Source organism: Pseudomonas sp. S30 (assembly GCF_016518545.1).
Classification (GTDB): Bacteria; Pseudomonadota; Gammaproteobacteria; order Pseudomonadales; family Pseudomonadaceae; genus Aquipseudomonas.
In genome coordinates this window covers 77,018-98,806 of record NZ_JACVTO010000002.1, presented here as the reverse complement: position 1 = coordinate 98,806, position 21,789 = coordinate 77,018, and the positions used below count along the sequence as shown (strand labels likewise).

The 21,789-nt window shown below is 63.9% G+C and carries 19 protein-coding genes; 13 read left to right on the top strand and 6 right to left on the bottom strand.

The annotated features are described in order from the left end of the window. The first annotated feature begins 5 nt into the window (after positions 1 to 5). The 3 genes from IAE34_RS03280 to IAE34_RS03270 all read left to right on the top strand — a co-directional run bounded on the left by IAE34_RS03280 (position 6) and on the right by IAE34_RS03270 (position 5,217). Positions 6 to 2,774 carry a M16 family metallopeptidase gene (locus IAE34_RS03280; RefSeq protein WP_200137424.1) on the top strand — a complete coding sequence of 923 codons (2,769 nt, stop codon included), beginning with the start codon at positions 6 to 8 and terminating at the stop codon, positions 2,772 to 2,774. Then, the gene (locus IAE34_RS03275) at positions 2,771 to 4,426 is read left to right on the top strand and encodes an ABC transporter ATP-binding protein/permease (RefSeq protein ID WP_200137423.1); all 1,656 of its coding nucleotides are present in this window, start codon (positions 2,771 to 2,773) and stop codon (positions 4,424 to 4,426) included. The genes IAE34_RS03280 and IAE34_RS03275 overlap by 4 nt, the downstream gene beginning before the upstream one ends. 173 nt (positions 4,427 to 4,599) lie before the next feature. Beyond that, complete coding sequence (locus tag IAE34_RS03270) at positions 4,600 to 5,217, top strand: DJ-1/PfpI family protein (RefSeq protein WP_200137422.1); 618 nt, start codon at positions 4,600 to 4,602, stop codon at positions 5,215 to 5,217. A gap of 57 nt (positions 5,218 to 5,274) precedes the next feature. Here IAE34_RS03270 and IAE34_RS03265 read toward each other — a convergent pair whose 3' ends face one another. After that, on the bottom strand, positions 5,275 to 6,651 hold the full coding sequence (locus IAE34_RS03265; RefSeq protein WP_200137421.1) for an amino acid permease: 1,377 nt from the start codon (positions 6,649 to 6,651) through the stop codon (positions 5,275 to 5,277). 383 nt (positions 6,652 to 7,034) lie between these two features. On the opposite strand from IAE34_RS03265, the gene hcnA reads away from it, so the two are divergent. The 4 genes from hcnA to cfaB all read left to right on the top strand — a co-directional run bounded on the left by hcnA (position 7,035) and on the right by cfaB (position 11,290). Continuing rightward, on the top strand, positions 7,035 to 7,349 hold the full coding sequence (hcnA, locus tag IAE34_RS03260) for a cyanide-forming glycine dehydrogenase subunit HcnA (RefSeq protein WP_200137420.1): 315 nt from the start codon (positions 7,035 to 7,037) through the stop codon (positions 7,347 to 7,349). Beyond that, positions 7,346 to 8,743 carry a cyanide-forming glycine dehydrogenase subunit HcnB gene (gene hcnB / locus IAE34_RS03255; protein ID WP_200137419.1) on the top strand — a complete coding sequence of 466 codons (1,398 nt, stop codon included), beginning with the start codon at positions 7,346 to 7,348 and terminating at the stop codon, positions 8,741 to 8,743. Before hcnA ends, hcnB begins: the two co-directional genes overlap by 4 nt. A 2-nt stretch (positions 8,744 to 8,745) precedes the next feature. Next, entirely contained in the window at positions 8,746 to 9,996 is a 1,251-nt protein-coding gene (hcnC, locus tag IAE34_RS03250) for a cyanide-forming glycine dehydrogenase subunit HcnC (RefSeq protein ID WP_200137418.1), read from the top strand. Between the two features lie 106 nt (positions 9,997 to 10,102). After that, positions 10,103 to 11,290: a C17 cyclopropane fatty acid synthase CfaB gene (cfaB, locus tag IAE34_RS03245; RefSeq protein ID WP_200137417.1), complete on the top strand. Its 1,188-nt coding sequence runs from the start codon at positions 10,103 to 10,105 to the stop codon at positions 11,288 to 11,290. Here cfaB and cls read toward each other — a convergent pair. Further along, on the bottom strand, positions 11,287 to 12,726 hold the full coding sequence (gene cls, locus IAE34_RS03240) for a cardiolipin synthase (protein ID WP_200137416.1): 1,440 nt from the start codon (positions 12,724 to 12,726) through the stop codon (positions 11,287 to 11,289). The two genes, cfaB and cls, sit on opposite strands and share 4 nt — an antisense overlap. A 241-nt stretch (positions 12,727 to 12,967) precedes the next feature. Here cls and IAE34_RS03235 point away from each other — a divergent pair, with 241 nt between their 5' ends. Further along, positions 12,968 to 13,498 carry a DUF3617 domain-containing protein gene (locus tag IAE34_RS03235; protein WP_200137415.1) on the top strand — a complete coding sequence of 177 codons (531 nt, stop codon included), beginning with the start codon at positions 12,968 to 12,970 and terminating at the stop codon, positions 13,496 to 13,498. A gap of 4 nt (positions 13,499 to 13,502) precedes the next feature. Here IAE34_RS03235 and folE2 read toward each other — a convergent pair whose 3' ends face one another. Continuing rightward, a complete protein-coding gene (gene folE2, locus IAE34_RS03230) occupies positions 13,503 to 14,390 on the bottom strand; it encodes a GTP cyclohydrolase FolE2 (protein ID WP_200137414.1) in 888 nt (295 codons plus the stop codon). 25 nt (positions 14,391 to 14,415) lie between these two features. Then, entirely contained in the window at positions 14,416 to 14,799 is a 384-nt protein-coding gene (locus IAE34_RS03225) for a glutamine synthetase (RefSeq protein WP_200137413.1), read from the bottom strand. 112 nt (positions 14,800 to 14,911) lie between these two features. Here IAE34_RS03225 and zigA point away from each other — a divergent pair, with 112 nt between their 5' ends. From zigA to IAE34_RS03210, 3 genes are all read left to right on the top strand, one after another. Then, complete coding sequence (gene zigA / locus IAE34_RS03220; RefSeq protein ID WP_200137412.1) at positions 14,912 to 16,120, top strand: zinc metallochaperone GTPase ZigA; 1,209 nt, start codon at positions 14,912 to 14,914, stop codon at positions 16,118 to 16,120. Beyond that, positions 16,117 to 16,749, top strand: a complete 633-nt coding sequence (locus tag IAE34_RS03215; RefSeq protein ID WP_200137411.1) for a DUF1826 domain-containing protein — start codon at positions 16,117 to 16,119, stop codon at positions 16,747 to 16,749. The genes zigA and IAE34_RS03215 overlap by 4 nt, the downstream gene beginning before the upstream one ends. A gap of 69 nt (positions 16,750 to 16,818) precedes the next feature. Next, on the top strand, positions 16,819 to 17,793 hold the full coding sequence (locus tag IAE34_RS03210) for a CobW-like GTP-binding protein (protein ID WP_200137662.1): 975 nt from the start codon (positions 16,819 to 16,821) through the stop codon (positions 17,791 to 17,793). On the opposite strand, the gene IAE34_RS03205 is transcribed toward IAE34_RS03210, so the two are convergent. Beyond that, positions 17,794 to 18,186 carry a DUF3301 domain-containing protein gene (locus tag IAE34_RS03205; protein ID WP_200137410.1) on the bottom strand — a complete coding sequence of 131 codons (393 nt, stop codon included), beginning with the start codon at positions 18,184 to 18,186 and terminating at the stop codon, positions 17,794 to 17,796. A 120-nt stretch (positions 18,187 to 18,306) separates the two neighbouring features. Between IAE34_RS03205 and pdxY the strand changes: the two genes are divergently transcribed. After that, a complete protein-coding gene (gene pdxY / locus IAE34_RS03200; RefSeq protein ID WP_200137409.1) occupies positions 18,307 to 19,179 on the top strand; it encodes a pyridoxal kinase PdxY in 873 nt (290 codons plus the stop codon). 1 nt (position 19,180) lies between these two features. On the opposite strand, the gene IAE34_RS03195 is transcribed toward pdxY, so the two are convergent. Continuing rightward, complete coding sequence (locus IAE34_RS03195; RefSeq protein ID WP_200137408.1) at positions 19,181 to 19,660, bottom strand: acyl-CoA thioesterase; 480 nt, start codon at positions 19,658 to 19,660, stop codon at positions 19,181 to 19,183. 333 nt (positions 19,661 to 19,993) lie between these two features. Between IAE34_RS03195 and IAE34_RS03190 the strand changes: the two genes are divergently transcribed. Next, entirely contained in the window at positions 19,994 to 21,754 is a 1,761-nt protein-coding gene (locus IAE34_RS03190) for a cation:proton antiporter (protein ID WP_200137407.1), read from the top strand. The last annotated feature ends 35 nt before the right edge of the window (positions 21,755 to 21,789 follow it).

Genomic DNA, 21,789 nt, shown 5'->3' with positions numbered 1-21,789 from the left:
CCCCGATGAAAACGCTCCTCGCGGGCCTGCTCGGCCCGCTGCTGCTCGGCGCCTGCGCTGCGCTGCCCGAACCTGATTCGCCATTGCCGTGGGACGCCCAGGTGACCCAGGGCACGCTGGCCAACGGCATGCACTACCGCCTGGTGCGCGAGACCGCACAACCTGGCCGACTGGACCTGCGCATGACCATCAATGCCGGCTCTGTGGACGAGGCCGACGACCAGGTCGGCGTCGCCCACCTGGTCGAGCACCTGGTGTTCCACAGCCATGCCGGGCACAACGAGAACCTGCGGGCGCGCATGGTCGGCCTGGGCTGGGTGCAAGGCCGGCACTTCAATGCCGTGACCAATTACGAGCGTACCCAGTACATGCTCAGCCCGCCTACGGGCACGCGCCAGGCGCCGCAGGCCCTGCAAGTGCTTGCCGACATGGCGTTCTCCCGTGACTACAGCGCGGCTGATCTGGAGCGGGAGCGGCCGATCGTGATCGAGGAATGGCGTGGTGGGCTGGGCGTGGCGCAGCGCATGAACGAACAGCGCACGGCTTCGCAGCGGGTTGGCTCGCGTTACCCGGCACACCGCACCATCGGCAACGAAGCGGCCATCCGCAACGCCAGCCTGGCCAGCCTGAAGGCGTTCCAGGCCACCTGGTACCAGCCTTCGAACATGGTTATCTCAGCCGTGGGCGACTTCGAGCCTACAGCGATGCTGGCGCAGATCGAAGCAGTCTTCGGCAAGACCCAGGCGGGCACCACGCCGCAGCGTGATCACCGCGATCTGCCGCTGGACGACCACTTGAAGATCTTCCGTCTGCAGGACCCGCAGTCCGGCAGCAATCAGGTGTCGTTGCTGCTGCGCCTGCACGAACCCGACAGTCGCGGTACCACGCGCGCCGCCCTGCGTGAGCGGTTGATCGACCGCATGACGCTCGCGGCCCTGGTCGACAGCCTGCGTCGCCAGCCCAGGCAGCCCGGCGTGCGCAGCCTGACCGCGCAGAAGACCCTGATCGGCAGCCAGTCCACGGTGCTGGGAATCGCCGCTGGCGTCGAGGACCTGCAGCACGAACAAGCCCTGCGCCAGCTGCTGACCGAGATAGAGCGCCTGCGCCAGCATGGTTTCAGCGCGCAGGATTTCGCCAACGAAAGCGCCCACATTCGTGCGCTCGGCGACAAGACCTTGGCCAACCAGACGCCCCGCACCTTCGAGCAGTGGGTCGAACAGCTCAACAATGCCACGGCACCCGACGCCCGCGTGGTCGAACGCCAGGCTGCGGCACGTCGTTACCTGGAGGTGTTGCCCAGCATCGAGCGAAAAGACCTCGACGACCGGCTGCGACTATGGCTTGGCAGTGCCGATCGGGTGCTGCAGTTCAGTGTGCCTGGGCAGGCGCAGGTGGAATTGCCGAGCGTGGCCGCCGTCGAGGCATTGCAGGCGGCCATCGCCCGCCAGGCGCTAAGCGCCCCTGTGCAGCAGCAGGTAGACGCGCCGGTCACCGCCACTTACACGCCGGCTGCACCCGCGCCTGCCGGGCAGATCGTCGCCCGTAAGGCCTTCGCTGCCGAGCAGGTCGAGCACTGGACTCTGGGCAACGGTGACCGCCTGGTGTGGCTGCGCCGCAACGGCCCGGACGGCAACTGGTTGCTGCAAGCCGACTCGTCCGCCGGCTACCATCAGGCTGGCGTGCCTGCCTGGCGCTTGCAGATGGCCGCGCAACTGGCGGTGCGCAGCGGGCCGCAGGGCGCACTGGCGTGGCGCCAGGCCCAGCGCGCCACGCTCGGGCTCGAGCATCAGCCGCAGCGCCTGCAACTGAACCTCAGCGGTGCCCCGCAGCAGCTGCCCGCCTTGCTGCAGAGCTATCGCCTGAGCCAGCAGGCGGAGATCGACTCGACGTCGTTCGAGCAAGCGCGCAGCGATCTGCTGCAACGGGTGCGCAGCCGACCCGAGGATGTACGGTCGCGCCAGGAGAGCGAGTTGCGCGCGCTCAAGTACGGCGCCGATGATTGGCCGATGCCTGAGCCGATTGCCCTGCAACAGCTGGACCGCGCGCAGTTGCAGGCAGACTGGCAGCGCCTGACCCGTGCCCCCGTGACCTACTACCTGATGGCCGATGTAGCGGCTGACCAGCTGGAGCCGCTGGTGCGCAGCTACCTGGCCAATGTGCCACGTGGCGCTGCGCCCGCCGCGCACGCCGCGCTGCAGCGACCAGGCGCGCGCCGCAGCGATCTGGCCATCGCGCCGGAGCCGCGGGCTGTCCTGCAGGCCAGCAGTTTCCAGCCGCTGGCCTGGCAACCCCAGGCCGCCATGCGCGTCGCGCTGCTGCGAGAGCTGGCCAACCAGCGACTCAAGCAGCGACTGCGCGGTGAGGCATCCGGGGTGTATCGGCTAAGTTTCGACGCGCAGCTCGATCCAGATTCCCAGCGCATCGAAAGTACCCTGAGCTTCACCTGCGACCCTGCGCGCGTGGACGAGCTCTGGGCGTTGGCTCAACGCACGCTGGCCGAACTGAGCGTGGATGAAGCGTGGCTGCTGTCGCAGCGCAGGGAACTGGAGCGCCAGGAGGCCAGACGTCGCGCAGACCCGCAAACCCAGTTCAAGCGCCTGATCCTCAGTGAACGCCATTGGCAGGACCCACGCTACCTCAGCGAACAGGCGACCCTGCCACAGGCGCTGACTCTGCCGGCGATGCAGCGACTGGCGCGGCAGCTGTTCCCGGCCGCCAACCAGGTGCAGTTGCGCCTGCTGCCATCGCCTGCCGCGCTGGAGCAGGCCCTGTGAACACCTTGCGTACCTTCTATCGCCTGAGCCGCCCGTTCTGGCACGACCGTCGGCAATGGCGGGCCTGGCTGATGATGGCAGCGGTGATCGGGCTGGGGCTGCTGGTGGTGCAGATCAACGTGCTGATCAACAGCTGGAGCAAAGCGTTCTACGACACCCTCGCTGCGTTCGACACCCAAGGGTTGTACGGCCTGGTGGGCGAGTACGGGCTTTACCTGGGCAGCTACGTGCTGATCGTCGTGGCCATGGACTACATCCGCAAGGCGCTGGAACTACGCTGGCGCCGGGCGATGACCGGACGTCTGCTCGATGCATGGCTGGCCGACCAGGCCTTCTACCGGCTGGGGCTGACTGGCGAGCCGGACAATCCCGACCAGCGCATCGCCCAGGATATCGACCTCATGGTCGGCCTGAGCATCGAGCTGGTGGCCTCGCTGGTGATCAACCTGGCGCAGGTCGGCGCCTTCGTGGTGATTCTCTGGAACCTGTCGGGGGTGCAGACCTTCACGCTGTTCGGCGAGGCCTTCACGGTGCACGGCTACCTGGTGTGGATCGTGCTGGCCTATACCTTGTTCGGGAGTCTACTCACCCACCTGATCGGCAAGCCGCTGCATGCGCTGAACTACGAGCGAGAACACCGCGAGGCAGACTTTCGCGCCAGCCTGCTGCGCAAGCGTGATCATGCCGAGCAGATTGCCCTGTACCGGGGCGAAGCCGTGGAGCGCGAGCACCTGGCAGAGCGCTTTCGCGCCATCGCCGACAACTGGCGGCAGTTGATGGGGCGCGAGCGCAACCTCAGCCTGTTCACCGTGTCCTACGAACGCTTGAGCCTGATCATCCCGGTGTTCGCCGCGTTGCCGGCGTTCATGGCCAAGACCATCACCTTGGGTGGCCTGATGCAGATTCGCAGCGCCTTCAACGCTGTGCACGGCTCGCTCAGCTGGTTCATCAAGCTGTACAACAAGCTGGTGCGCTGGAGTGCAGCCCTGCAGCGTCTGGACCAGTTCGAACGGGCCATCGCTGCCAGTCGCAGGCAGGCCACCACGGCTGAACGTGGCGACTGCCTGTGCATGCGCGGGCTGACGCTGCGCCGACCCGACGGCAGCACGCTGCTGCGAGACATCGACCTGCGTGTCGGGCAAGGGCAATGGTTGCGTCTGGGCGGGCGCAGCGGGCTGGGCAAGTCGACCTTGCTCCGAACCTTGCAGGGCTTGTGGCCCTATTGCCTGGGTGACTGGCAGTTGCCACCGGGGCGCAGCCTGCTGTTGCCGCAGAAGCCCTACATGCCACACATGAGCTTGCGTCGGTTACTCGCCTATCCACAGGTGCGCTCGATCGACGACAGGCTGTTGGTCGATGTCCTGGGCAAGGTAGGGCTGGGCGGTTTGATCGGGCAGCTGGACACGCAGGCGGAATGGGCGCGCGTGCTGTCTGGCGGTGAACAGCAGCGGGCAAGCCTGGCGCGCGCACTGTTGTACCGGCCGGACACCTTGTACCTGGACGAGGCGACGAGCCAGCTGGACAGTGCCAGTGCCCAGGGATTGCTGGAGATGCTCAAGCGGGAATTGCCGGGCTGTACCGTGGTGGCGGTGACTCACCAGGAGAGGTTGGCGACGCTGTTCGGCGAAACGGTGGAACTGGCGCCGGCATGAATCCTTGAACTGCCGTTTGCGCCACGCCGGCTGGAGTGGCTGAGCCCTGTCGCGGGGTGGTCGTGATCCTTGCATGGCCGCTCCCGACCGGCTATTGATGTCTGCGACGCAATCACAGCCACCCCCCTGTTCATGTCCCCCTCACGCCATCGCGTCCTGCAGGAGTTCCCGCCATGCCCCTGAACATCGGCATCTACGTGTTCGACGACGTCGAGGTCCTGGACTTCGCCGGCCCTTATGAAGTCTTCACCACCGCGACTCGCGTGCAGGGACGAACGCATCCAGACGCCGCGCCGCTGTTCGATGTCTTCACCATCGGCCGCGATCGCGAGCCTGTGCGCGCCCGGGCAGGCTTGAAGATCGATCCGGATTTCACCCTCGATGACCATCCGCCCCTGGACTGCCTGATCGTGCCGGGCGGCGTGGTGAACGCCGAGCTGGAGAAGGCCGACGTGATCCGCTGGATCGACCGACAGATGGACCCCTGCAGGGTGGTGGCGTCGGTCTGCACGGGTGCATTCCTGCTTGCCCGCACTGGCAAGCTCGACGGGCTGCAGGTCGCCACGCACTGGGAAGACATCGATGATCTGCAGCGGATGTTCCCGGCGCTGCAGGTGCTCGGTGGCGTGCGCTGGGTGGATCAGGGCGCGTTGGTCACCTCGGCTGGCATCTCGGCAGGGATCGACATGAGCCTGCACCTGGTCGAGCGCCTGCATGGCCGAGGCCTGGCCGAGCGTACGGCCAGGCAGATGGAGTTCGACTGGACCGAGAACCCCAGCGACCGCACCTGAAAAGGCCCCGTGCCCAACCCGCTGGAGGCGTTCATCCAGCGGGGTTGGCGCCTGAATTCACCCTCGCACCACCTGGCGCGTCACACCCTTGCCCTGCCGCCCCACCAGCCCATAGGCCGCACCGATCACTACCAACGTGCCCAGCACCATCCACGAATTGAGCCGCGTCGCCGGGTCCAGCGCCTGGGTGGTCAGCACCGCGACCAGCGCCAGGAACGCGACCACATTGGTCACCGGAAAGCCCCAGGCCCTGAAGACCGCCGGATCGACGCGTTCATGGCGGGTCTGCCAGCGCATGGCCAGGTGGGCGAAGATGATGAAGATCCACACGAAGATGATGAATGCGCCGGTGCTTCTGGCCAGGGTCAGGAAAAGGTCGCCGCCGCTCAGGAAATGTACGGTGAGAATCGTCACGCACACGCTGAAGGCCAGGGCCAGCGCGTTGACCGGCACGCCTTTGGCGTTGGTACGGGCGAACAGCGCCGGGGCGTGGCCGCGCTGGCTGAGGGAGAACAGCATGCGCGAGTTGGAGAACATGAACGAGTTCATCACCGACATGAACGACACGAACAGCACCAGTTTCATCGCCACTGCCGCGCCCTTGAAGCCGGCGAGGGTGAAGAGCGCGACGTAGGGTGAGGCGAGGTGGGTCTTGTCGATCCACGGCAGGCACAGCACCAGTATCGACACCGAGCCCACGTAGAACAGCATCACCCGCACGATCACGCTCTTGATCGCGCGGATCACGTTGCGTCGGGGGTTCTCCGATTCACCGGCGGCGACCGCGGCGATTTCGCTGCCGCCCAGGGAGAAGATCGCCACGATCACCCCGGCCATCACTGGCGTCAGGCCATTGGGCATGAAGCCGCCGTGCTCGGTGAGGTTCGCCAGCCCCGGTGCTGGGATGTTCTCCTGCCAGCCCAGCAGGATCGAAGCGCCCAGCAGCATGAAGATGAGGATGGTGACGACCTTCAGTGCGGCCAGCCAGTACTCCACCTCGGCGAACGAGCGCACCGAGTAGGCATTGCTGGCGATCAGGGTCACCAGCATGATGAAGGCGCCTGTCCAGATGGGCAGCCAGGGCAGGAAGTCATTGAGGATAGCGCCCAGCAGCACGGCTTCCAGGGTGATGGTGACCATCGACTTGAGCCAGTACAGCCAGCCCACCGTGAACCCGGCCCAGTTGCCCAGGTAGGTGTTGGCGTAGGTGGAGAATGAGCCGGCGTCCGGATTGCGCGAGGCCATTTCGCCGAGCATGAACATCACCAGGGTGACGATGATCCCGCCGATCGCGTAGGACAGGATGGCGGCGGGGCCGGCCGTGGCGATCAGGCTGCCGGAGCCGACGAACAGGCCGGCCCCGATCACGCCGCCGAGCGCGATCATGGTGATGTGGCGTTGCTTGAGGCTTTGCTTCAATCCGCTGTCTTGCATGTCTTGGCGTCTCTTATTATTGGGTGAACGGGCATCTCCCAGTGCGCCGGGCACGCTGGAGCCGCCTGCACGGGGCGGCGCCAGCGAACGCGAGCCAGTCGCACACGCGCTACCAGGCCCTCTCCAGCGATCACCTTGGGCAAAATGCTTCCAGGTCTCAAACGAATTCTGCGCACAACATCCTGCGCAAATTTCTTGAGGCGTGTCCGCCGTCCAGCGAGCACCGCCCATCGAGCCGTTCGTAGATATCCAAAGTGCCAGTACACCGGTCGTCGGCGTACAAATTCCTAGGAAAATTCCTTCATTTCCTACGGCGCAGATCAATGTGTCGATACATAAGAGTGACGTAACGTCCTGTGCTCTTCAAAACAAGGACGAAGCTCATGCAATCACGGGAACGGGTGCTCGACATACAACCGATCGGACGGACCGACCTCACGCTTCAGGTCGACGGTCAGACCGTTCGTGCTGCCGAGGGCGAGACAGTGCTGAGCGTGCTCAACGCCATCGGCCTGCGCAAGGTGGCGGTCAACGATCATGGCCAGCGGACTGGGGCATTCTGCGGCATGGGCGTCTGCCACTGTTGCCTGGTGGCGATCGATGGACGGCCCAAGCGGCGAGCCTGCCAGACCGTGGTGCGTGAGGGCATGCGCGTCGAAACCGCGGTGAATGCGGTGGTCGGGGAGGTGCGGCCATGAGCGCGCGTCCGGTTATCGTCGGCGGTGGATCGGCGGGGATGGCGGCGGCCATCGAGCTGGCCGAACACGGCGTGGAGTGCCTGCTGTTCGACGAGGCGTCGCGTCCGGGTGGCGTGGTGTATCGGGGACCGCTGCGTGCCGGGGTCGACCTGGGTTACCTGGGTGCACGCTACAGCAAGGCGCTGCAGCGCCTGCACGAAGACTTCGCTGCCCATGCCCAGTACATCGACATACGCCTGAACAGCCGCGTGATCGGCGGTGACAACGCGCAATTGATCGTGCTCGACGGCAACGAATACCTGCACGAGATCGACTACGCCCAGCTCCTGCTGGCAGCAGGTTGTCATGAGCGCAACGTGCCGTTTCCCGGCTGGACCTTGCCCGGCGTCATGCTTCTGGGCGGGCTGCAGTTGCAGATCAAAAGCAATGTGGTCAAGCCGTTGGGCAGCACCCTGATCGCCGGGACCGGGCCACTGCTGCCACTGGTGGCGTGCCAGTTGCACGCCGCCGGCGCGAAGGTGGCGGGGGTCTACGAGGCCTGCGCCTTCAACCGTATCGCCAAGCAGAGCCTGGCGCTGATGAACAAGCCGCAGTTGTTCCTCGATGGCCTCAGCATGCTGGCCTACATGAAGCTCAACGGCATTCCCATGCACTACGGCTGGGGGGTGGTCGGTGCGTCGGGGGAAAACGGGGAACTGAGCGAGGTCCGCGTGGCCCCCTACGACCAGAACTGGAAGCCCGATCCGAGCCGTGAGCAGCGCGAGGCGGTGCAGACCCTCGCAGTGGGCTATGGCTTCATTCCACGTACCCAGCTGAGCCAGCAACTGGGTCTTGCCCATGGCTTGAGCGATGACGGTCATCTGCGCCCCGAGTGCAATGTCTGGCAGCAGAGCAGCGAGGCGCACATCCATCTGGCCGGCGACATGGGCGGCATCCGCGGTGGCGAAGCGGCGATGCTCACCGGGCGCATCGCGGCCGTGTCGATCCTGCTGCAACGGGGTGTGCTCGATGCCGAACGCGCCATCGAGAAGCGAGAGCGCTACCTGGGCAAGCTGGCGTCGATCAAGCGCTTCCGTTCCGGGGTCGAACGCTACACCAGCCGTGGCGCCGCGCAGATCGAACTGGCGGCCGCCGACACGGTGATCTGCCGCTGCGAACACGTCACCCGCGGCGATATCGACCTAGCCCTGGAGCAGGGCGTGCAGGACATGGCCAGCCTGAAGATGCGCACCCGAGTGAGCATGGGCGACTGCCAGGGCCGGATGTGCGTGGGCTACTGCAGCGATCGTCTGCGCGCCCAGACCGGACAGGCCGACGTCGGTTGGCTGCGACCGCGGTTCCCGATCGACCCGATTCCGTTTTCCGCATTCCTGGACCTGGCCACGGAGGCCTGAACATGAACAAGACCTACGACATCGTCATCGCTGGCGGCGGCGTGATCGGCGCCTCCTGCGCCTACCAGCTGTCCAAGCGCAAGGGCCTGAAGATTGCCCTGATCGACAGCAAGCGCCCCGGAAATGCGACGCGTGCCTCGGCGGGCGGGCTGTGGGCCATCGGTGAATCGGTGGGCCTGGGCTGCGGGGTGATCTTCTTTCGCATGATGTCCTCGCGCAACAAGCGTGAGGCCCATGGTGCCGCCGTGGCGGTCGATTCGAGCACACCGCATATCCTGCCGCAGTGTTTCTTCGACCTGGCGTTGCAGTCCAACGCGATTTATCCACAGCTGCATCAGGAACTGATCGAGCGGCACGGCATGGACTTCAAGTTCGAGCGCACCGGGCTCAAGTACATCATCCAGGACGAGGAAGATCAGCTGTACGCCGAGCACATCGTCTCGCACATTCCCCACCTGGCCGATCAAGTGCGCTGGCTGGATCGCCAGGCCCTCCGCGAGCGCGAGCCGGCGGTCAGTCACCAGGCCAGCGGGGCGCTGGAGTTTCTCTGCGATCACCAGGTGAGCCCGTTCAGGCTGGGCGATGCGTTTCTGGAAGCGGCGCGCCAGAACGGCGTCGATCTGTACCTCAACACCAACGTCACCGGTGTGCTGCACGAGAACTCGCGAATCAAGGGTGTGCGCACCGCCGAGGCCGGATTCTTCCACTGCCATACCCTGCTCAACGCCGCCGGGTCCTGGGCCGGCGAGCTGAGCGAGTGGGCAACCGGCACGTCCATTCCGGTCAAGCCAGTGAAAGGCCAGATCGTCCTGACCGAGCGCCTGCCCAAGCTGCTCGACGGCTGCCTCACCACCAGCGACTGCTACATGGCGCAGAAGGACAACGGCGAGGTACTGATCGGCAGCACCACCGAAGACAAAGGCTTCGACGTGCGCACCACCTTCCCGGAGATCGCCGGCCTGGTGCAGGGCGCGGTGCGCTGTGTACCCGAGCTGGCCAATGTGAACCTCAAGCGCACCTGGGCCGGTTTGCGCCCAGGCTCACCGGACGAGTTGCCTATCCTCGGGCCGGTGGACGACACGCCGGGCTATTTCAATGCTTGCGGGCACTTTCGCACGGGCATTCTCACCTCGGCGATCACCGGCGTGCTGCTGGACAAGGTGATCAACCAGGAAACGCCGCCTTTGGACATCACCCCGTTCCTGGCCCGACGATTCGGCCAGGCGATGGACACCAACTGGGCGGTGGTCTGAGGCAGTGGCCACCCGGGTCTTGCAAGGAAATTTCTGACGGATGAACTAACCTCAATCGATGGCGCTCGCGATTTCCAGGGGCGCGCCAACTTGAAGGGGGTCTTTCATGCTCGCGCAACTTCCGCCGGCCTTGCAAAGCCTGCACTTGCCTCTGCGTCTGAAGCTTTGGGATGGCAACGAGTTCGACCTGGGACCCAGCCCCCAGGTCACCATTCTGGTCAAGGAACCCCAGTTGATCGCTCAGCTGACCCACCCGAGCATGGATGAGCTGGGCACCGCGTTCGTCGAAGGCAAGCTGGAGCTTGAAGGCGACATCGGCGAAGTCATCCGCGTCTGCGATGAGCTGAGCGAAGCCCTGCTTCACGACGAGGCGGATGCGACGCCGGTGCGCACCCCGCATGACAAGGACACCGACGCCCAAGCCATTTCCTACCATTACGACCTGTCCAACGAGTTCTACCAACTGTGGCTGGACCCGGACATGGTCTATTCCTGCGCCTACTTCAAGGAGCCGGACAATACCCTCGCGCAAGCCCAGCAGGACAAGTTCGACCACCTGTGTCGCAAGCTGCGGTTGCAGTCAGGTGACTATCTGCTGGACGTCGGCTGCGGCTGGGGTGGGCTGGCGCGCTTCGCCGCCCGTGAATACGGTGCCAAGGTATTCGGGATCACCCTGAGCAAAGAGCAGCTGGCCCTGGCGCGTCAGCGCGTCGACGAAGAGGGGCTGGCCGACAAGGTCGAACTGCAGATCCTCGACTACCGCGACCTGCCCCAGGATGGTCGGTTCGACAAGGCGGTCAGTGTCGGCATGTTCGAGCATGTGGGGCACGCCAACCTGGAGATCTACTGCCAGCGCCTGTTTGGTGCTGTGCGGGAGGGCGGCCTGGTGATGAACCATGGCATCACCGCCAAGCATGTCGACGGCCGGCCGGTCGGTCGTGGAGCAGGGGAGTTCATCGATCGCTATGTCTTCCCCCATGGCGAGCTGCCCCATCTTTCGATGATCACGGCGCGCATCTGCGAAGCGGGCCTTGAGGTGGTGGACGTCGAGAGCCTGCGTCTGCATTACGCCAAGACCCTCAACCACTGGAGCGAGAACCTGGAGCACCAGCTGCACCGGGCCGCGGCTCTGGTGCCCGAGAAGACGTTGCGCATCTGGCGCCTGTATCTGGCCGGATGTGCCTACGCCTTCACCAAGGGCTGGATCAACCTGCATCAGATACTCGCGCTCAAGCCCTATGCGGATGGTCATCACGATGTGCCGTGGACTCGCGAGGATCTGTACCGCTTCTAGAGAATCGGCGAGATCAGCCGCGCGATACGCATCCCGAGTTGCTGCAGACGGTGAGTGGCTCGGATGTCCTCGGCCGTGATTTCCAGGGAGCGCTCGAAGTCGCGCAATAGCATGGCTTCGACCTGGTCGGCGAAGGCGCGATCAATGGTGAGCAGGGTAATCTCGAAATTCAGTCGGAACGAGCGGTTATCCATGTTGGCGCTGCCGATAGCGCTGACATCGTCGTCTACCAGAACGACCTTCTGGTGAACGAAACCTGGCTGGTAACGGAAGATCCTCACCCCCGCACGCACCGCCTCGAAGGCGAACAGGCTGGAGGCGGCGTAGACGATACGGTGATCAGGTCGAGACGGGATCAGCACACGAACGTCCACCCCGCGCAGCACCGCCAGGCGCAGGTCTGCCACCACTGCCTCGTCCGGAATGAAGTAGGGGCTGGTGATCCAGATGCGCCGGGTCGCCGACTGGATGGCCTCGACGAAGAACAGCTGGCAGGTTTCCTGCGGATCGGCCGGCCCCGTGGCCAGCACCTGGCACAGCATGCCGTGGTCCGGATACGCATCGGGCAGGATTAACGGCGGCAACTCGCGCGTGGCCCAGTACCAGTCCTCGGCGAACGACTCCTGCAGGCAGGCCAGCACCGGACCACTCACCTGCACATGGGTATCGCGCCATGGCGACAACGGCGGTTTCAGGCCCAGGTATTCGTCGCCCACATTGTGCCCACCGAGAAAGCCGACCAGTCCGTCGACCACGACGATCTTGCGGTGGTTGCGAAAGTTGACCTGGAAACGGTTGAACCAGCCGCGCTTGGAGGAAAAGGCCTGGATCTGCACGCCGCCTTCGCGCAGTACCTGGCTGTAGCGCGAGGGTAACGCGTGGCTGCCGACCTGGTCGTACAGGACATACACCTTGACGCCCTCGGCCGCCTTGCGCAGCAGCAGTTGCTGAAGCTTTCGGCCCAACGCGTCGTCATGAATGATGAAGAACTGCACCAGCAGCGTATCCCGCGCCTGGCCAATCGCCGCGAAGATGGCGTCGAAGGTCGCGTTACCGTCGATCAGCAGTTTCACCTGGTTGTTGGCCAGACACGGCATACGGCCCAGCTTGGGCATGGCGCGCAGCGCGACGTAGCTTTGCGATTCCCGTGCGGCCAGCGCTTCCTCCACCCAGGGGCGCCAGTTGAGGCTGGCCATGGCCACGTGCATCTCCTGATTCGCCTGGCGACGAGCCTGGATGTAGGCGGAAAAGGAGCGAGCGCCGAAGACCAGGTAGGGAATCAGGGTCAGGTAGGGGATGAACAGCAGGGACATGGCCCAGGCGATGGCGCCTTGGGCGGTACGCACGGTGAACACCGCGTGCAGCGCAGCGACGATGCCGAGCAGATGAACGAGGCCCAGCACGTAGCCGAAGAAATAGGGGCTGTGGTAATCCATATGCATCCTGCATTGCGAGAACACTATGAGCTGGGCCTATGTGCCCAGCTGCATTCGACCTGCTCACGTGCTTACCCGTACCGCGCGGGCAAGCCTCGTACAACCGCGTGGGGCCTTGACGCAGACATATTCAGACAGACCTCCACAGTGCATGTTCACCGCTGCGCTTGCAACCGAAGGGCGAAAATTACGTCTAACCCTCAGGCCGGCGCGAAGTCGGCATTTCGAGGAGCACTGATCCATGAAGATTCGCCTGCCACTCATCGCCCTGGCCCTGGGTGTAGGGAGCCCGCTGCTGGCCCACGCGCAGATGCTGCAGCCCGGTCTCTGGGAGTTGACCACCAGTGACATGCAGGTCGATGGCAAGCCCCTGCCCGACATGCAGTTCATGCTCGGCCAACTGAAGAACCTGCCGCCCGAACAGCGGGCCATGATGGAAGGCATGCTGGCCAAGCAGGGCATCACCGTCGGCGGCAAAGGCGTACGTGCCTGCCTGACGCCTGAGCAGGTCGCAACCAATGACATTCCGCTTCAGGACCCGCAGTCCGGGTGCACGCAGAAGATCACCGACCGTCAGGGCAAGGTCTGGAAGTTCCAGTTCACCTGCCCGAAGGCGCAAGGCAGCGGTCAGGCCACGTTCCTCAGCGACCGTGAATTCACCACCCAGGTCAATGGCACCTTCAACGCCTCCGGGGTTCAGCAACAGGGCAGCATGAACACGCGTGCCGTCTGGCAGGGCAAGGACTGTGGCAACGTTCGCCCGCGCAGCTGATTCCTCACCACTGCCAACGGCTGGCAGCGACGGCGTCGTGGGCATGCAGGCTCTCTGCATGTTCCACACGCAGATCGAATCCTGCACACCCCTCCAGGCCGCATAGGGCCTGATGTAGCCGCCTGGCGGCGTCTTCGCAGAACATCAGGTTCTGGCCGTTGGCCAAGGCGAACGCCTGTTCATCGGCCCGCTTCACTGCCGTCTGCACAGCGGTGCCCAAGGCACGCTCCACGGTGTCTATCGACGACTCGATCGGTAGGTTCTCGACGGTGTCGAGCAGTCGAATCTTGATGATGGCCCGGCTGCGTTGGCTGTGCGGCGTCGCGACGATGCCCGAGGTACTACCGAGCCATTGCAGGATCGCCTTGGAATCCAGGGGCCGATTGGCGAAATCATCGAGAAATTGCTGCTGGATGAGCTGTCGAGCCAGGGCTGCCGAACAGGGGCACGTGGACGAGTAAGGGATTTCCACATGTTGTTCCACGTGGAACATACCGCCTTCGATCTTGGCTTCCACCACGACCGGGTAGCGCTTCCAACCTTCGGCCGGGCTGACCAGAGCGGGTCGCTTGAGCATGTAGTCGAACTTGAGCCTGATGTACGCGCAGGCAGATAACCCCTCATGACTGACGAGGAAGCGTTCCAACAACTGGCGCAGGAGCGCCGGGGTCAGTTCCTGATGTTCGAGCGCTTCGAGCGCCAAGTACAACCTTGACATGTGAATCCCGCGAGATTCTCCATCGTCCAGACTCACGCCTGCGTCAGCCCAGGCGCTCAGCACGCAGCGCTTCAATTGCACGGGCAGGGCGATGCCCTGCATACCTACCCAACTCAAGGGCTGCAACGTTGAGCGGGTTTCCGAGGCGACGTCGGGGAGGGTCAAACTGTTCATCGGGCGTTCTCATGTTCGGGTGAGATCAGCGGCAGCCGCCGATCAGGCTGCAATGCAGGTTGAAGTGCTGCCCGCTGGAGCTCGAGACCCGGTTCAGGGTGGTCCAGCCAACTCGACGGCTGTAGCCCACCCAGGTTTCGCCGTCACTGGCCAGACCGGTGAAAAAGGTCATCTGGCCGTAGCGGCTGTTGGTCTGCGCCCAGAGTCGCCTGCTGACTCGGTCGTATCCACGCAAATGCAGCTCTCCGGCTTCGGTTCGCACACTGTAGTAGCTGCCCTGGCCGTCTTCGCAGGCCAGCAGCGTGCCGCTGCGCGTACAGGTGGCCAAGCCGTTGTGTTTCACAGCGGCGTCCAGCATCGGGCACGCAAAGAGGGTCAGCACCAGCAGCGCGAGCTTCGAGCGGTTCATGGTCATCCTCGGTGATCGCCGCTCGACAGACACGGCTTGGCGAAAGTGTATTGTTATATTATAACGTATTGCAATGCATCGTTTCGAATGCGCTCAGCCGATGAGGTCCATCATGCCCAACCGTCTTCCTGTCACCGTCCTGTCCGGCTTTTTGGGCGCTGGAAAAAGCACTCTACTCAACCATGTCCTGCGCAATCGTGAAGATCTGCGGGTGGCCGTGATCGTCAACGACATGAGCGAGATCAACATCGATGCCAGCGAGGTGCAACGCAACGTCAGCCTCAATCGCGCCGAAGAACGACTCGTCGAGATGAGCAACGGCTGCATCTGCTGCACCTTGCGCGAAGACCTGCTCGAAGAAGTGGCCAAGCTCGCCGATGAAGGCCGCTTCGACTACCTGTTGATCGAGTCGACGGGGATTTCCGAGCCACTGCCGGTGGCGGAAACCTTCACCTTCCGCGACGAGCAAGGGCGCAGCCTGTCCGATATGGCGCGCCTGGATACCATGGTCACTGTCGTCGACGGCTTGAATTTCCTGCGCGACTATCAAGCTGCGGACAGTCTCGCCAGCCGAGGCGAGACACTGGGTGAAGAGGACGAGCGTTCGATCAGTGACCTGTTGATCGAGCAGATCGAGTTCGCCGACGTCCTGCTGCTGAGCAAGATCGACTTGATCAGCCAGGCCGAACGCAACGAGCTGACCGCTATCCTGCGCAGCCTCAATGCTCGGGCGCAGATCATTCCCATGGTGATGGGCCAGGTGGCGCTGTCGCGCATTCTGGATACGGGGCTGTTCGATTTCGACCAGGCTGCGCAGGCGCCCGGCTGGCTTCATGAGCTGCGGGGTGAACATGTGCCGGAGACCGAGGAATACGGCATATCTGCGACCACCTGGCAGGCACGCAAGCCTTTTCACCCACAGCGCTTCTTCGATTTTATCCACAGCCCGTGGAGCAACGGCCGGTTATTGCGCTCCAAGGGTTTCTTCTGGCTGGCCAGCAAGTATCAGGAAGCCGGCAGCTGGTCGCAGGCTGGCGGCATGATGCGTCATGGCCTGGCCGGACGCTGGTGGCGTTTCGTGCCACGTGAGCAGTGGCCACAGGACGAAGACAACCTTCAAGCCATCCTCAAGCACTGGACCGTGGACACGGGTGACTGCCGCCAGGAATTGGTGTTCATCGGGCAGAACATCGACTTCGAACGGTTATCCACAGAGCTGGAGGCCTGCCTGCTCACCGACCAGGAAATGGCGATGTCGCCGACGGCCTGGTTGCGCCTGCCTGATCCCTTCGGCCCCTGGTACGAGGAGGCAGTGGCGTGAATCTGGCACTCAAGCCTGTGGATATCCGCCAGGCGCTCGGAACTTCTCCACAGATCATGTCGGAAATTCTCCACGATGGCGTCAATCTGGCCGTCTGGCAGCGACGCCTGCCAGCCCAGCTGGAGGATTTCGCCGTGCTGGTGACCCGTATGAACCAGCCGATGAACGATGAACGGCAGATCGAAGTGAATGAGCACGACCGCCCCGTGCTTGCCGGGTTGCTGCGCGAAGCGTCGGATCTGCACGGATACGAGAGCTTCGTGGCCGACGTCGAGTGGCTGGTGGCAGCATTCACTTGCCTGCTGGGTGCCCGGCGGGTAGGACTGCGCTTGCGCGTGCTCGAAGGTGCGATGTGTCCGCGCTTTCATGTGGACCACGTACCGTTGCGCTTGCTGACGACCTATACGGGTCCCGGCAGCGAGTGGCTGGCGCAAGGGATGATCGACCCCAAGACGCTGAAGGACGCTGATCTGCCTGTGGATAACGTTCGACGCCTGCTCTCGGGCGAGGTCGCCTTGCTCAAGGGTGAGAAATGGATAGGCAACGAAGGTGCAGGCCTGGTGCACCGGTCGCCGCCTTCGTCCAAGGGCGAAAAACGGCTGCTGCTGAGCCTGGACTGGCTGGCCTGACGCGAACGGTCAGTGCGCCGCCTGACTCTCGCGGTAGACTGGCCGTCCATTTCCGATCGACACGACACCATGTTGCAGCACATTCCAACCCACGTGATCGCAGGGCCTCTGGGGGCTGGCAAGACCAGCCTCATCCGTGATCTGTTGAATCAGCGGCCGGACCACGAGCGCTGGGCAGTGCTGATCAACGAGTTCGGCCAGATCGGGCTCGATGCAGCCTTGCTCGCGCGCGAGGAATCCGGCATCGCCATCGGTGAGGTGGCGGGCGGCTGCGTATGCTGCGTCACCGGTGTGCCGTTCCAGGTGGGTCTGAGCCGGCTGCTGCGTCGTGCTCGACCGACCAGGCTGTTCATCGAACTCTCAGGGCTGGGTCACCCCTTGCAACTCATGGCCCAGCTGCGCCAGTCGCCCTGGACTGGCATTCTTCACGTGCAACCGTTGGTCATGGTGCTGGATGCCCAAGCGCTGGCGCGGGGCGATGACTTGCCGCAGGTGCAGCGACAGGCCTGTGCCGAGGCCGGGCTGCTCGTGCTCAACAAATCGAGGGGCCTGACTGACGAGCTCAGGCTGGGGATAAGTGCGCAATTCTCTGATCGAACTGCAATCTGGGCGGACCGTTCGTACGTAAGCCTGGACATGCTGCCGATTTCATCCACAGCTGGCGCTTCCCCGCAGGCTAACGCGACTTTGCCTGTGGACAGCGGCCCCATGCAAGTGCCGGCGTTGTGGACAAGTCCGCACCTCCCCATCTGCCTGGCCCAGGGAGATGAAGCGGGCTGGAGCATAGGCTGGCGCTGGCAGCCTGGCCTGCGCCTGGACGAAACCCGCCTGCGTGCTGTTCTGCAGGGCTGGCCTTGGCGCCGGGCGAAAGGGGTTATCCACGGCCTGGAGGGTTGGCGCTCGTTCAATGGCCTCGATGGCGGGCCCCTGGAGTGGCGGGCGAGCGAATGGCGCAAGGATTCCAGAGTGGAGCTGATTTTCGACGAGCCCCAGGCGATGCCTGCGTTGCAACAGGCTATGGCCGACTGTGGCGGGCCGCACTGATCAGTTGTGCCATCGGTTGTGCTCCTGGCGCCACTGCTTCATTTCGATGACGTTGTCCGCGCCGGGTGCGGTCTTCATCTCGAACGGGTAGGGCGCCAGTTCGATGTGCATGGCGTGGGCGCCGAACTGGGTGACCGTGCCAGGATGGCGTTGCTCACCGGTGACCGTGAACTCGAAGGCATAGATGCGCGCCAGGCGCTTGCGGCCGTTGGCATCGCGGACGAAACCCAGGCGTTTGAGCGCCACCGCCTCGTCGAGCAGTTCCAGGTCGAGCTTGGCGCAATGCTGCTTGACCCGCTCGAGCGCCTTTTCGCGCAGGCCGTGGTTGTGCCACAGCCAGGCGCCGGCCGTGGCCACGAGCATCAGCAGGAACAGGTTCTCCAAGGTCAACATGGTGCATCGCTCCAGACAAGTGCGCGCAGCTTAACTGCGTCGCTGGCCTGTCGTACAGGTGGCTTTCGGGTTCATACTGCTCGACCTTCACTTATCCACACAGCTTCGGAAATCTCCTGCATGAAACGTACACCGCACGTGCTCGCCATCCAGTCCCATGTGGTCTTTGGTCATGCTGGAAACAGTGCGGCGGTCTTTCCCATGCAGCGCGTCGGGGTGAATGTCTGGCCGCTCAATACCGTGCAGTTCTCCAACCACACTCAGTATGGCCAGTGGGCGGGAGAAGTGCTCGCGCCGGCGCAGATTCCCGCGTTGGTGGAAGGCATTCGCAGCATCGGCGAGCTGGGTCATTGCGACGCCGTACTGTCCGGCTACCTGGGCAGCGCCGAGCAGGGGCGGGCGATTCTGGCGGGTGTGAAGCGTATCAAGCAAACCAATCCGCGCGCGCTGTACCTGTGCGACCCGGTCATGGGGCATGCGGAAAAGGGCTGCATCGTGCCCCAGGAGGTCAGCGACTTTCTGCTCGACCAGGCGGCTTCGGCCGCCGATATCCTGTGCCCGAATCAACTGGAGCTGGACAGCTTCTGCGCTCGCCGCGCCGAGTCGCTGGAAGATTGCGTGGCCATGGCGCGCAGCCTGCTGGAGCGTGGGCCGCAAGTGGTGCTGGTCAAGCACCTGGCCTACCCGGGACGCGCCGCCGACGCCTTCGAGATGCTGCTGGTGACCCGCGAGCAGAGCTGGCACCTGCGCCGCCCGCTGCTGGCCTTCCCACGCCAACCGGTGGGTGTGGGCGACCTCACCTCAGGGCTGTTCCTGGCGCGGGTGGTACTGGGCGACTCGTGGCTGCAGGCGTTCGAATTCACGGCGGCAGCGGTGCACGAGGTGCTGCTCGAAACCCAGGCCTGCGCCAGCTACGAGTTGCAACTGGTGCGCGCGCAGGATCGCATCGCGCACCCGCGGGTGCGCTTCGAGGCCCAGGCGCTCGCCTGTTGAGTCACTCGGTCTTCAGGTCCTGATAGCGCTTTTCCAGCTCCTGGCGAATCTGCCGGCGTTGCTGGCCCTGGAGGAAGCGCCGCTTCTCCTCGCTGTTCTGGGGCTGGCGCGGCGGCACGGCAACGGGGCGACGGTGGTCGTCGACCGCGACCATGGTGAAGAAGCAGCTGTTGGAGTGGCGCACGGAGCGCTCGCGGATATTCTCGGTCACCACCTTGATGCCCACCTCCATGGAGGTGTTGCCGGTGTAGTTGACCGACGCGAGGAAGGTCACCAGCTCGCCCACATGTACGGGCTCGCGGAAGATCACCTGGTCGACCGACAGGGTCACCACATAGGTACCCGCATAGCGGCTGGCGCAGGCATAGGCGACTTCGTCCAGGTACTTGAGCAAGGTGCCGCCGTGTACATTGCCAGAGAAGTTGGCCATGTCCGGGGTCATCAGGACGGTCATGGTCAGCTGGGCGTTTCCGGGTTCCATAGTGTGCTCACGGTGTGGTTGCGCTGAATCGGGGTGAGGGTCTCTGGACACTTTCTAACCCCATCGATGAAATGGCTTATCAACTTTACGGACGATTCCGACTCATCAGCCGTCACGCCGATCATGCCATTACCTCACCCGGTTTTGCCGATCTGTTTCTGCATATTGCGTGACCGTTCGAGCGACAAGCCCGGTGTTACCCTGAGTACGCCCGTGCAATACGGGCAATCCCTCGTCCAGGACAGAACGTATTGGTCGCGCCATGGGCGCCGCCCGAGAGCGGCTCGCTTCCTGCCGCTGCAGAACCGCGCGTCGATAAAGGAGTACCACGCCATGCATGCCATAAGCTTCATTCAGGATCTGGCCGTGATCATGCTGGTCGCAGGCGTGGTCACCATCATCTTTCATCGTCTGCGCCAGCCCGTGGTGCTGGGCTACATCGTCGCCGGGTTCATCATCGGGCCGCATACCCCGCCGTTCGGTCTGATTCACGACGAGGACACCATCAAGACCCTCGCCGAACTCGGGGTGATCTTCCTGATGTTCTGCCTGGGCCTGGAATTCAGCCTGCGCAAGCTGTTCAAGGTCGGTGCGACGGCGTTCATCGCCGCGTTCCTCGAGATCGTGCTGATGATCTGGATCGGTTTCGAGATCGGCCGCTGGTTCGGCTGGAGCACCATGGACTCGCTGTTCCTCGGCGCCATCCTGGCGATTTCCTCGACCACCATCATCGTCAAGGCGCTCAACGACCTGAAGATGAAGAACGAGCGATTCGCCCAACTGATCTTCGGCGTGCTGATCGTCGAGGACATTCTCGGCATCGGTATCATCGCCTTGCTGTCCGGCATCGCGGTCAGCGGCACGGTGAGTTCGGGCGAGGTATTCTCGACCGTCGGCAAGCTCTCGCTGTTCATGATCGTCGCCCTGGTCATCGGCATCCTGCTGGTGCCCCGGCTGCTGGCCTACGTGGCCAGGTTCGAAAGCAACGAAATGCTGCTGATCACCGTGCTGGGGCTGTGTTTCGGTTTCTGCCTGCTGGTGGTGAAACTCGAGTACAGCATGGTGCTGGGTGCCTTCCTGATCGGCGCGATCATGGCCGAGTCCCGTCAGCTGCTGAAGATCGAGCGCCTGATCGAACCCGTGCGTGACCTGTTCAGCGCCATTTTCTTCGTCGCCATCGGCCTGATGATCGATCCTCAGGTGTTGGTCGACTACGCCTGGCCCATCGTCGTCATTACCTTCGCGGTGGTGCTGGGCAAGATGCTTTCGTGCGGCATGGGCGCTTTCATCGCTGGCAACGATGGGCGGACCTCCTTGCGGGTTGGGATGGGTCTGTCACAGATCGGCGAATTCTCTTTCGTCATCGCGGCGCTCGGCATGACCCTCCAGGTCACCAGCGATTTTCTCTATCCCGTCGCGGTCGCCGTATCGGCCATCACCACGCTGCTCACGCCCTACCTGATCCGTGCGGCGGACCCGCTGTCCATCCGCCTGGGCAATGCCGTCCCGCAGAGGCTGTCCAGGGTCTTCTCGTTGTATGGCGAATGGCTGCGCAGCATCCAGCCCCAGGGGCAGGGCGCCATGCTGGCGGCCATGATCCGTCGGATCCTGATGCAGGTCGGGGTCAACCTGGCGCTGGTGATCGCGATCTTCTTCAGTGGCGGTTACTTCGCCAGTCGCCTGGGTGTCTGGCTCAGTGAATGGATCGGCGATGTCGGGCATCAGAAGGCCGTGATCTGGGGCGCGGCGCTGTTGCTGTCGCTGCCGTTCCTGATCGCGGCCTATCGCAAGCTCAAGGCGCTGTCGATGTTGCTGGCGGAAATGGGGGTCAAGCCGGAGATGGCAGGGCGACATACGCAAAGGGTGCGACGGGTGATCGCCGAAGTGATCCCGCTGCTGTCGCTGCTGGTGATCTTCCTGCTGCTGTCCGCGTTGTCGGCGAGCATCCTGCCGACCAGCGAACTGCTGCTGATCATCGCGGTGGTGGCTGCGGTGGTGGTCGCGCTGTTGTGGCGCTGGTTCGTGCGCATGCACACGCGGATGCAGGTCGCGCTGCTGGAAACCCTGGAGAACAGCCGCGATCATTCGCATTGAAACCAGGGTAATTGGCGATGACCTAGTCATCGCCG